Below are 12,471 nucleotides of genomic sequence, written 5' to 3'. Positions count from 1 at the left end.
TTTTTCTATAAAAATTTTTCTTTTTTCAATAACCTAAGACCATTAGCTCTTAACATTTTGTGGTTATAAGATACCCCGCCTGGCGTGGAAATGAGATGCCTGAAGCTTTTTTAAATACTTGGAGCAGGTTGCCATTTTCAAAGATATGAAATGAATGTATCCATCCCAGGAGACATAACTTTTCTGTAGGATAAACTCGCTGCTTGGGAGCGAAAACGATTACTTAGAATATCATCCATACTTTTATAAATGGCTATGCTGCATGATAAAGTACATAAGCAACGCAAGCTGTCAATTTCTTAACCATATCCAAGTGAAGGAATTCATTGGGACCGTGCGCATTAGACTGTGGGCCCAATACTCCGGTTATCATAAATTGTGCATTCGGAAACTTCTTCCCTAGCATACCCATAAAAGGAATTGTTCCACCCTCTCCCCAATAAGCAGCTTGTTTGCCATAGTATGTCATGGAGGCTTCATCAGCTGCCTTTTCAAGCCAGGGAGCAAGTTTGGGAGCATTCCATCCTTGAGAACCGTCTCCTACATTAAAATGAACTTTGGCTTGATAAGGGGGATTTTTGGTTAACGCATCTTGCATGACTGTTGCTGCAATCTTAGGGTCTAATAGAGGTGGCAAACGCATCGACAACTTCAACGCAGTTAAAGGCCTTAAAACATTTCCTGCATTCTCAATTGTGGGAAATCCATCAGCCCCTGTAACAGTGAGTGCAGGCCGCCAGGTTCGATTAAGAATTAATTGCTCCTTATCTTTAGTCACAGGTTCTACCTGATCATAGAATGGAAATTCAGCATACACAGAATCTCCTAAAACCTGGGCACATTGTGCTGCCTGATTTCTTCTTTCCTCAGGGATATCACAATATAAGTCCAGCAGTTTAACCTCTCCTGTTAATTCATCTTCTATCCTGCTAATTAATTGTCGCGCAACTCGGAAACTGTCTGCTACGATTCCACTTGCAGCACCTGAATGAACTCCCTCACGGATAAGCTCCACTGATAACTCACCCACAAGATTGCCACGTAATGAAGTAGTCATCCATAATTGCTCATAATTTCCTGCTCCAGAATCAAGGCAAATGACTAATTTTGGTTTTCCAATACGTTCATTTAATAATTCAATATAATAGGGCAGATCATAACTACCACTTTCTTCACAAGCTTCGATAATCAAAACACATCGAGGAATGGGCAAATGTTGTTTTTGTAGCGCACTGATAGCAGTTAAAGAAGCATACGCCGAATATCCATCATCTGCAGCACCTCGGCCATATAAACGTCCATCTTTAAGTACGGGTTTCCAGGGGTGCAAATCGTCACTCCATCCTGACATTTCGGGTTGTTTATCCAGATGTCCATATAACAAAACGGTTTCATCAATTTCGCCTGGAACTTCAATAAATATAAGTGGTGTACGTCCCTCCAGCCTCATAACTTCTAACTTCATACCTTGAGGTGCATGAGTTTTGCACCAGTGAGCAATATGAGAGACTGCTTGATCCATTAATCCATGTTCTTGCCATTTTGGATCAAAATGGGGCGATTTATTTGGAATCTTGATATAATCACTTAAACTGGGAATAATTTTTTTTTCCCACTGATGACAAACATAATCATACAGTGCTTGCGGATTGAACATTCACTTGCTCCTCAAGAATCGAAACGATATGATCCGTAGCGGATTTAATATTTAATGCATGTATTTTATTGGTAATATCTTCTTGTTTATTATCTAGCTCTTGCAACGATTGCAGGAGCATGTCTTTATTTAAACTGCGATCATCAATTACCATACTGATACCTAATTTTTGAAAATAACGCGCATTTTGAATTTGATCGCCGCGACTTACTTCAGCAGGTAAAGGAATTAAAATGTGAGGCTTTCCTAAAGCTAAAATTTCATAAAGAGAATTTGCCCCCGCTCGGGATACGACAATAGATGAAGCAGCAAACAAATCTGCCAGGTCTTCATTGACATATTCAAACTGTTTGTAACCCATGTGATCCATCAAAGATGGTTCTATTTTACCCTTACCGCATATATGAATCACTTGATATTTTTGCGTTAATTGAGGTAGTGCCTCTCGAATTACCCGATTAATTGATCCAGCTCCCAAACTGCCGCCAATTGCCAAAAGGCAAGGTTTTTCTTCATGAAATCCACACAACTCAAGACCACGTTCCCTATGTCCAGCAAATAACTGTTCTCGAATTGGGGTTCCAGTCACTTCCAGTTTTTCTTGTTTTTTAATATGATTTTTTCCAGCTTCAAACGTCAAACAAATTTTACTCACAAAAGGGAAGCAGAGCCTGTTAGCAAGACCTGGAGTCATATCGGACTCATGTGCGACAACAGGAATGCGGTTTAACCAAGCCCCTACAACAACAGGGAATGCGACATAGCCCCCTTTTGAAAAAATTACATCTGGCTTGATCTTATTCAGTAAAAAAAATGATTGAACAATGCCGAATAAAATTTTAAAGGGATCTAAAATATTTTTGACACTTAAATACCGCCTTAATTTTCCACTGCTTATTGCATGAAATGGGATTTTAAGCGGTTCTATCATCTGTTTTTCTATACCATGAGCAGATCCTATATAGGCAATTTCCCAACCTTTTTGACTAAATTCGCGAATTAAAGCGATGTTAGGTGCCACATGCCCTGCTGTACCTCCTCCCGTAAATACGATTATTGGCATCATAAAATATTCCTAATCAGTAAACTTAAGTCTATGGCTTGGATTGATTTGGTGATCGCACCCACCGAAATAAAATCAATCCCTAATTTCCCTATAGCAGTGATATTTTCCAAAGTAACTCCCCCAGAGACTTCCAATGTACAATGTTTGGGTTGATTGAGGCGAACGGCTTTTTCAAGCATATCCAGATTAAAATTATCCAACATGATTCTATCAGGATGAGCGCAAATTGCTTCCCGCAGTTCATCTAAGTTTTCAACCTCCACTTCTACAAAAATATTCTTATAATTTTTTCGGGCCAGGGCAACAGCTTGCGCCACCGAACCACAGGCCTTAATGTGATTCTCTTTAATGAGAACCGCATCAAATAACCCCATGCGGTGATTAAATCCTCCGCCACAAGTAACTGCATATTTTTGAGCCTTCCTTAATCCTGGAAGTGTTTTACGCGTGTCCAACAAACGAGCGGGTGTATTTTGGAGTTTTTGTACATAGGTACGTGTTTGGGTTGCTGTTGCAGAAAGTGTTTGTAAAAAATTCAATGCGGTGCGTTCGCCAGTTAAAATATTTTTTGCCGGTCCATATAGAGTACAAAGAGTCGTTGGTTCTTCTAACCACTCCCCTTCAGTAACCCGCCATTCAATTTGGATTTGATTATCAAGTTGATGGAAAACTTCATTTACCCATTGCTGGCCGCATACAACCATAGGTTCTCGGGAAATAATGTCCGCTTCAGCCTGTTGATTTGCCGGGAGTAAAGTCGCGGTCACATCTCCATCACCCACATCTTCATGTAATGCATGTGCTACATCAATTTCAATCTGTAAAGAAGTATCATTCATAATATTTTCTTTCCTTCTTTGCATAACGTGCTTTTAATAAAAGAGGGGCAATAAAAGTCGTCACCATAACCATTAAAACAATAGCAGAGAATAAATCATCTGAAATAACCCCCAGAGTTCGTCCAATGGAAGCAAAAACCAAACCCACTTCTCCACGAGGCAACATACCAATACCAATCAGTAATCGATCATCTGAGGAACGTGATCCATAACCGCTGAGTAGTTTACCAATGACGGCAGCAATGATTAGTCCAGTAGCTAAAATGATTACATTCAAATCATAAAAGCTTTCTAATTTAACTTGTATACCAATCACCACAAAAAACATAGGGGCAAGAATTGATTCCAAAGGTGATAATAAATGGTAAATACTGCGATTTTCTTTGTGCTTCGATGAAGAACCGTCAAAGTACCCATCATGCAGGATAATCCCTGCAGTAAAAGCGCCTATTATGGTGGCAAGTTGTAGCACCGATGCCAACCAGGATAAAGTCATTATAAACAAAAAAGAAATAAATAATTTAGCTTCCCAGGGTTCAAGAAAACGGAAAAAATGAATGGCTTTACGTAATGCAATTGGGCCTAAAAACAAGGTGCCCGCAAAAAACAAAATTGCACTTACAATAATTCGTAATACAACCCCTATATCAACTTCCCCTCCAATTACCAAAGAACTAACTACAGCCAGAATGATTAAACCCAATACATCATCCAGCATAGCCGCACCTAAAATAGTCCTCGCTTCTCTAGTGCGCAATTTTTTCAATTCTGAGAGAACACGCGCTGTAATTCCGATGCTCGTTGCGCTTAAGGTCGCAGCAATGAATAAATCCGATTGATAAGATACATTGGGCAGTAAGAGATAAGCCACGATAAAACCCAATATCATGGGCGCTACCACCCCTATTAAGGCAACGAATAGAGAATCACGTCCTGTATGTTTCATCTCCTCCATGGAACTTTCCAAGCCCACCATAAACAGTAAAAAAATAACACCATACCGGGAAAAAACATCCACAATATAAGCAATTTTCAAATAGTCAGCACCATGTGCTCCGCTTAAAGCACCCACTACCTGGCTGGCGTAATTGGGATTAGTAATAATAGAGGAAACAGCCTGGTTTAAGGAAACTCCCTGGAGTATTTGTTTCATTGCATCAAAAATTGAGGATCCCTCTCGAAGCAAAATAGCCAATGGGGAACCATAGTAATAGAACAAATTACCAACAATGATTCCAATAACTAATTCGCCAATAACGCTGGGCTGATGCAGAAGCCGTGCCGTATAGCGGCCTATTATAGCGAAGAAAAAAATAGTAGTGACGCCGAGCAATACAAAAGCAATCGGGTCACCATGATCAGGTTCAACTGAGGCATAGGCCATGACAGGGCACATCCATGCAGTAAAAAGCCACCATTTTAAATGCCGCATTACTCTTTGATATCCTCATTAATAACCACTAGCAGAAATATTCATAGGCGGGGCCAAAATGAACCAACCGACCCAAAGCCCCAGACATATGAAGGAGTACTTTGATTGCCTATTACTTTATTTCTTTGCTAAAAATAAACATGTTTCTAGAACAGAATCGGGATTAAGAGAAACACTTTCTATACCCTCTTTCATCAACCATTGGGCAAAATCTTGATGATCAGAAGGCCCCTGACCACAAATGCCTATATATTTATTTGCCTTTTTACATGCTGATATAGCCATATGCAATAGCGCTTTTACTGCCTTGTCGCGTTCATCAAATTGCGAAGCGACCAATCCAGAGTCTCTATCTAAACCTAAAGTTAACTGGGTTAAGTCGTTTGATCCAATTGAAAAACCATCAAAATGTTCTAAAAATTCATTCGCTAACAATGCATTGGAAGGTAATTCACACATCATAATTATACGCAAGCCCTGTTTACCCCGCTCAAGTCCCTGTTGCTTTAAAACCTGAATGACGTTACTGGCCTCTGTCACAGTCCTTACAAAAGGTATCATGATTTCTACGTTGGATAGACCCATATCTTCACGAACTCTTCGTACTGCTTTGCATTCCAAAGCAAAGCAATCTGAGAAAGACTCAGATACATAGCGTGATGCGCCTCTAAAACCCAGCATTGGATTTTCTTCATGTGGCTCATATAGGTTACCACCTACAAGATTGGCATACTCATTTGATTTAAAATCAGATAGTCGTACTATCACGGGTTTGGGATGGAATGCTGCGGCGATTGTGGCAATCCCTTCTTTTAATCGCTCAATATAGTATTCAACAGGAGAATTATATGCGGCAGTTTTTTCAGCAATGAATTGCTTTAATTCAGGATCGCTCAGACTCTCAAAATCTATCAGCGCACGTGGATGTATCCCAATGGTGTTTGAAATTAAAAATTCAAGGCGCGCCAACCCCACCCCTGAATTGGGGATGGATTGAAAAGTAAAAGCACGCTCTGGATTGCCCACATTTAACATGACTTTCATGGGCAGTTCGGGCATTGTTTCTATGTCCAGGTGCACTTGCTCGAAAGGTAATAATCCTTGGTATACATAACCATTGTCACCTTCAGCACAGCTTACAGTGACCTCATCCCCATCATGTATGGTTTTTGTAGCGTCACCGCAGCCTACCACTGCAGGAATGCCCAATTCACGAGCAATAATCGCGGCATGACATGTCCTACCTCCTCGATTGGTAACGATGGCTGATGCGCGTTTCATTACAGGTTCCCAATCAGGATCAGTCATATCCGAAATCAATACATCACCGGGTTGGACGCGATCCATTTCGCTGACATCTTTAATAATTCTTGCCTTACCCTGACCAATACGCTGGCCTATGCTGCGTCCTTCTGCAAGAACGTCACCCTTTTTCTGCAAGGTGTAGCGTTCTAATATTTGTTTGTTCGCTCGGCTTTTTACAGTTTCAGGACGTGCTTGTAAAATGTATAATTGGTTATTCAGTCCATCTTTTGCCCACTCGATATCCATTGGCCTGCCGTAATGTTTCTCAATGATCATGGCCTGACGCGCCAAGTCCTCTACTTCGCTTGGGCTTAAAGAGAAAAGCAACCTGTCCTTTGCTTCAACCTCTACGGTTTTGACACGTTCTTGCTTTTTGGGATCATCACAATAAACCATTTTTAAAGCTTTGCTTCCCAGGTTTCTTCGAATAATTGCAGGCCGTCCTGCATCAAGTCCGGGTTTATGAACATAGTATTCATCAGGATTTACTGCACCCTGAACGACCATTTCACCCAGACCATAAGATGAAGTGATAAATACTACTTGGTCAAACCCTGATTCGGTATCCATAGTAAACATGACACCACTGACTGCCAGATCACTTCGCACCATCTGCTGAATGCCTGCAGATAGCGCAACTTCATTGTGTGCGAACTGGTGATGGGCCCGGTACGTGATCGCCCTATCATTAAATAATGAGGCAAAGACATGTTTAATGGAACGCAAAACCTCATCAATTCCTTTTACATTTAAAAATGTTTCTTGTTGTCCTGCGAAAGATGCATCGGGTAAATCCTCTGCTGTTGCGGAGGAACGAACTGCCACGCTAAAATTGTCATTGCCAATAGTTTTGGAAAGATTTTGATAAGCAGCTCTTACTTCACGTTCAAACTCAGGAGTAAAAGGGGTATTGACGATCATGTCCCTAATTTCTTTGCCTATGACAGCTAATTGCTGCACATTATCTGCTTCTAAAGAGTCTAATTTGGCATAAATTTTCTTGTCCAAATCATTTTGGGATAAAAATTCTCTAAAAGAATCTGCCGTGGTAGCAAATCCACCAGGAACGGAAACCCCAGCTGAGGATAAATGACTGATCATCTCTCCAAGAGAAGCATTCTTTCCGCCAACCTGCTCCAGATCATGCATTCCAAGATGTGCTAAATCAATAATATGTGTTTTGACCGTCATAACTACCCCAAGTCCATAAAATGAGAAACATTTTACTTAAAATGTGCTGCGATGGGAATTAGAAACTTTATTCCTGGGATAAACCTGAATTAAAAAGAATAATAAAGTATCTAACACCCTAAAAGTTAGGCATAAAAGAACCATGTAGCATCAAATCATAGGGAAGATGCCAACAAGGCCTGAGAAAACTCCTTATGAAAATTCTTTTCACCCAGAAGTTTAATAATGCCGCCTTTAAGTAATTTTTGTTCCACCCTGGGATTAGCGCCACTGATGATGACTCTTACCTTACGCGCCTGTAAGTTTTCTATAATTTCTTCTAAAGTTTGTAATCCCGTGCCATCCATAAAGGGAACCCATCTCATTCGGATAATCAATGTTTTTGGGTCCATATGGGTAACCGCTAAAGAGTGCTGGAACGCGTCAACTGCAGCAAAAAAGAATGGACCATCTACAGCATAAACCAATACACCATCGGGCAAAGATTCCATATTATGCCTTGCCAATTCATGAGTTAAATCTTCATGAGTCATTTCCTGGACGTCGACACTCGAAGCCATGCGCCGCATAAAATGTAATATTGCAATGATTACTCCAATATTCACGGCAACGACTAAATCAACAAAAATGGTCAGAAAAAAAGTAATTAACAAAATTACGACATCCGCTTTGGGTGCTTGTTTTAATAATTTGATAAAATGTTTTGCCTCGCTCATGTTCCAAGCAACCATAAATAAAATTGCTGCCAATAAAGTTAGCGGTATGTTGACTGCCAAAGGAGCTAAGAAGAGGATAATTAAGCATAATGTGAAAGCATTCACAATCCCTGCTAAAGGACTATTACCGCCATTTCGAATATTGGTTGCTGTACGCGCAATAGCTCCGGTTGCTGCAAAACCGCCAAATAAGGGTGTAACCATGTTCGCTATCCCTTGACCTATGAGTTCCCGATTGGAATTATGTTTTGTTCCAGACATCCCATCAGCAACCACTGCAGAGAGCAGAGACTCTATCGCACCGAGCATTGCAATTGTAAATGCGGGGCCTATTAATTCAATCACTCTATCCAGGCTGAGATCGGGAAGTTCGAACTCCGGAAAACCTTGAGGTATTCCGCCGAATAAGGAGCCGATAGTCGCCACCCCAGGAAAATGGAAAATTGATTGAAGCACACTCACAGCCATTAAGGCTACAAGAGGTCCTGGAATACGCTTAAGACGAGGAATTTTATTTGAAAAAATTACCAGAGATAGAGAGAATAAACCCAATGCTGTTGTAGAAATATCCAGCTGGGGAAACGATTGAATGAGCTTCCATAGTTTTTCATGAAAATGACCTGTCCCCGGGGAAGGAAGGCCCAAAAAATAGTGCCACTGTCCGACCCAGATTACTACAGCAATACCTGCTGTAAACCCAATGATGACAGGAGCAGGTATGAATTTAATAATTCCTCCTAAACGGGCTATGCCAAAAAATAAGAGGATGAAGCCCGCAAGGAAGGTTGAAATTTGAAGTCCGGAGACCCCATATTTTGCAGTGATGCCGGCAAGCACTACGATGAACGCACCGGTTGGGCCAGCAATTTGTAAACGGCTTCCTCCCATAATGGTAACAATTAATCCGGCAACAATTGCTGTATAAATGCCTTGCTCCGGGCGTACGCCTGAAGCAATAGCGAATGCCATCGCCAAGGGTAAGGAGACAATGCCTACAATGATTCCAGAGACAATATTTTGCAACCAATATTTCTTATGGAATAAACCTGCTTGGAACGATTCAACTATTGTTTTCATTAAATGGGAGGGCTCCAATTTGAAAGTTGAAATGATTATACACAATCATATTAAAAAAATATCAGTTTTTTGATAAAATTCCTTACTTTAATTCACTTATTGTTGCGCATCTAATATTATATGTGCTTTACCCTTTAGGGCTTTCTTATCATGACTCTTTCTGCTTTAAATGCGATCTCTCCAATAGACGGACGTTATATTAATAAAACAAGGGCTTTGAGTCCTTATTTTAGCGAATTCGCCTTAATCTACTATCGATTAACTGTAGAAATCCGCTGGATTGAATCTTTAGCTGGGAATACTGCAATCACTGAGGTCCCACAATTTGATCAGAAAACAAAAGATTTCCTCAATGATCTGATTACCCATTTCGATGAAAATGAAGCTGTTAAAATAAAAGAGTTTGAGAAACAGACGAATCATGACGTTAAAGCGATAGAATACTATCTTAAAGATAAATTTCAGCATCATCCCCAATTAAAAGCAATTACAGCTTTCATTCACTTTGCATGTACCTCAGAAGATATTAATAACCTTGCATATGCGTTAATGGTGAAGCAGGCGATAGCCCAAGTGATTCAGCCCACCCTTGCTGAAATCATGGGAGGAATTACTTTACTTGGCAAACAGCATGCTGATGTAGCAATGCTCTCCAGAACCCATGGGCAACCTGCAACACCTACCACAATGGGTAAAGAGTTGGTCAATTTTGTTGCCCGTCTCAAAAGACCGCAACAGCAATTATGTGAAGTATTGATTCCGGGTAAATTCAATGGTGCTGTAGGTAACTATAATGCGCATGTCATCGCCTACCCCGAAGTCGATTGGCGGAAGCATTGTGCCAATTTTGTTACGTCCTTGGGTTTGTCATTTAATGCTTATACAACACAAATTGAGCCGCACGATGGATTGGCAGAAGTATCCCAAATTATGGTTCGGATCAACAATATTTTACTTGATTATACCCAAGACATATGGAGTTACATTTCTCTTGGCTACTTTAAGCAAAAAACGGTAGCCGAAGAAGTGGGCTCCTCGACCATGCCCCATAAGGTAAATCCTATTGATTTTGAAAATGCAGAAGGAAATTTAGGAATGGCCAATGCCCTATTCATTCATTTTGCAAATAAGCTCACCCAATCAAGATTGCAAAGGGATTTATCGGATTCTACAGTTTTGCGTAATATAGGAATGGCCTTTTCGTATAGTCTTATTGCTTATTTGGCCTTAGCGAAAGGCAATGATAAATTACAGATTAATAAGGGCCCTCTCATTGAAGATTTAAAATCCAATTGGGAAGTATTGGCTGAGGCAGTACAAACAATGATGCGTCGTTATAATGTACCAAATGCGTACGAGCAATTAAAAGACCTGACTCGCGGTCAAGGAATTGATGAACAAAGCCTGAAACAATTTATTAACGGACTCTCAATACCTAAAGAAGCCAAAGAACAATTACTTAAACTCACTCCTGAAAACTACACTGGATTGGCAACCCAGCTCGTAAAGGCATTTTTATGAGTGACACGCATGCACAACAGGGACAAAGTTTTGAATTTGATGTCCTTGTTATAGGAACAGGTTTGGCTGGTTTGCAGTATTGTCTGCAGTTAATCAGCCTGCAACCTCGCTTGAAAATTGCCTTAATCAGTAAGGCAGAAGCAATTGAATGCAATAGCCGTTACGCCCAAGGAGGAATAGCAGCCGCTTTTTTAGCCGAAGACTCTTTAGAGTCCCATATATCAGATACACTTATTGCCGGTGACGGGCTGTGTTATTTACCTGCTGTCGAATTTATTATTCGGCAAGGACCTGAAATGATAAAGCAATTAGGCCAATATCATGTTCATTTCAAAAAAGACAGCAAAGGAAATTTACATCTTGCCCAAGAAGGCGGACATTCGCACAGACGTATATTCAATTGTGGGGACCAAACAGGCTTAACCATTACCCAAACAATGAATCAATTGGCTCGCCACCAACAACAAATTCATTTTTTTGAACATCATGTCGCAGTCAATCTGATAACTCACTATCATCCACATCGTACCGATATTCAAGGCGAAGTATTGGGTGCGTATGTTCTTGATTGTGACGCCGGACGAATCCATACATTTCTTGCGAACAGTGTCATACTCGCCACTGGAGGCGCTGGTAAAACCTACAGATATACAACAAACCCTATGGTTGCTACCGGAGATGGTGTTGCAATGGCCTATCGTGCAGGAGCGCGTGTGGGTAATATGGAGTTTTATCAATTCCATCCTACCTTATTGCATCATCATTCTCTTAATAATTTTCTTATTTCGGAAGCTGTACGTGGTGAAGGGGGTTTACTCAAAAATGCTGAAACGGGGGAACGATTCATGAAAAATTATGCCCCTGAACAAATGGAGCTGGCAACCCGCGATATCGTTGCACGTGCCATTTTTAGCGAGATCGAGCACAGCCAAATAGGTTATGTCCATCTTGATATCACACATCAATCTAAAGATTTTTTAAAGAAACGGTTTCCTCAAATATTTCAAACATTGATGTCTATAGGTATTGATATGAGCCAGGATATGATTCCTGTTGTACCAGCAGCACATTATCAATGTGGTGGAATCCTGACGGATATTGATGGACGAACCGATCTAAAACGGCTCTATGCTATTGGCGAAACCGCTTTTACTGGCCTGCACGGCGCAAATCGTTTAGCGAGTAACTCATTACTTGAAGCCTTGGTAATGGGTTCAAATGCAGCCCGATGTACTTTAAAAGATATTTCTACCCCATGGAAATATTCTGAACATATTCCAAGCTGGAGTGCGCCCAGTGAAGTGAACACCCGGCGTGCAAGCCAAATTAATGCCCAGTGGCGAGGGTTAAGGGGCGAAATGACCTCTTATGCAGGTATCGTGCGTACTGAAGCAGGGCTTGTAGATCTACTACAATTAATCATGAAGCGTAAAAAAATTATTGAAGAATATTATTGGAAGCATTCTATCACCCGGGATTTTATTGAATTAAGAAATATTATTCTAAATGCCGAATTAATAGTAAGGGCAGCGCTGGCGAGACGGGAATCGCGAGGTGGGCACTACCGTGAAGATTACCCAAACAAAAAAGCTGAAGCGAAAGAAAGCATCGCCAAACTGGGATTGATGGATACTTCTTTTGATTAGTAAAAAGAATTGCTTGGCTTA

General features: G+C 40.7%; 8 protein-coding genes. 2 read left to right on the top strand and 6 right to left on the bottom strand.

The window, feature by feature from the left end:
* Positions 1 to 253 precede the first annotated feature (253 nt).
* The 6 genes from BU07_RS0107930 to BU07_RS0107905 all read right to left on the bottom strand — a co-directional run bounded on the left by BU07_RS0107930 (position 254) and on the right by BU07_RS0107905 (position 9,283).
* Positions 254 to 1,657 carry a M20 family metallopeptidase gene (locus BU07_RS0107930; protein WP_031564959.1) on the bottom strand — a complete coding sequence of 468 codons (1,404 nt, stop codon included), beginning with the start codon at positions 1,655 to 1,657 and terminating at the stop codon, positions 254 to 256.
* Complete coding sequence (locus BU07_RS0107925; protein WP_031564958.1) at positions 1,632 to 2,723, bottom strand: undecaprenyldiphospho-muramoylpentapeptide beta-N-acetylglucosaminyltransferase; 1,092 nt, start codon at positions 2,721 to 2,723, stop codon at positions 1,632 to 1,634. The genes BU07_RS0107930 and BU07_RS0107925 overlap by 26 nt, the downstream gene beginning before the upstream one ends.
* A complete protein-coding gene (gene nadC, locus BU07_RS0107920; RefSeq protein ID WP_031564957.1) occupies positions 2,720 to 3,562 on the bottom strand; it encodes a carboxylating nicotinate-nucleotide diphosphorylase in 843 nt (280 codons plus the stop codon). Before nadC ends, BU07_RS0107925 begins: the two co-directional genes overlap by 4 nt.
* Complete coding sequence (locus BU07_RS0107915; RefSeq protein ID WP_031564956.1) at positions 3,555 to 4,994, bottom strand: cation:proton antiporter; 1,440 nt, start codon at positions 4,992 to 4,994, stop codon at positions 3,555 to 3,557. The genes nadC and BU07_RS0107915 overlap by 8 nt, the downstream gene beginning before the upstream one ends.
* Before the next feature lie 117 nt (positions 4,995 to 5,111).
* Positions 5,112 to 7,490: a phosphoenolpyruvate synthase gene (gene ppsA, locus BU07_RS0107910; protein WP_031564954.1), complete on the bottom strand. Its 2,379-nt coding sequence runs from the start codon at positions 7,488 to 7,490 to the stop codon at positions 5,112 to 5,114.
* A gap of 155 nt (positions 7,491 to 7,645) precedes the next feature.
* Positions 7,646 to 9,283, bottom strand: coding sequence for a SulP family inorganic anion transporter (locus BU07_RS0107905; RefSeq protein ID WP_031564952.1), 1,638 nt, complete (start codon positions 9,281 to 9,283; stop codon positions 7,646 to 7,648).
* Positions 9,284 to 9,433: 150 nt separating this feature from the next.
* Between BU07_RS0107905 and purB the strand changes: the two genes are divergently transcribed.
* Both purB and nadB read left to right on the top strand, forming a co-directional pair.
* The gene (purB, locus tag BU07_RS0107900; RefSeq protein WP_031564951.1) at positions 9,434 to 10,804 is read left to right on the top strand and encodes an adenylosuccinate lyase; all 1,371 of its coding nucleotides are present in this window, start codon (positions 9,434 to 9,436) and stop codon (positions 10,802 to 10,804) included.
* On the top strand, positions 10,801 to 12,450 hold the full coding sequence (gene nadB, locus BU07_RS0107895; protein ID WP_031564949.1) for an L-aspartate oxidase: 1,650 nt from the start codon (positions 10,801 to 10,803) through the stop codon (positions 12,448 to 12,450). Before purB ends, nadB begins: the two co-directional genes overlap by 4 nt.
* Positions 12,451 to 12,471: the final 21 nt, after the last annotated feature.

Source organism: Legionella wadsworthii DSM 21896 = ATCC 33877 (assembly GCF_000701265.1).
Taxonomy (GTDB): Bacteria; Pseudomonadota; Gammaproteobacteria; order Legionellales; family Legionellaceae; genus Legionella; species Legionella wadsworthii.
The sequence above is the reverse complement of the archived record's forward strand: the minus strand, read 5'-3'. Positions and strand labels throughout refer to the sequence as shown.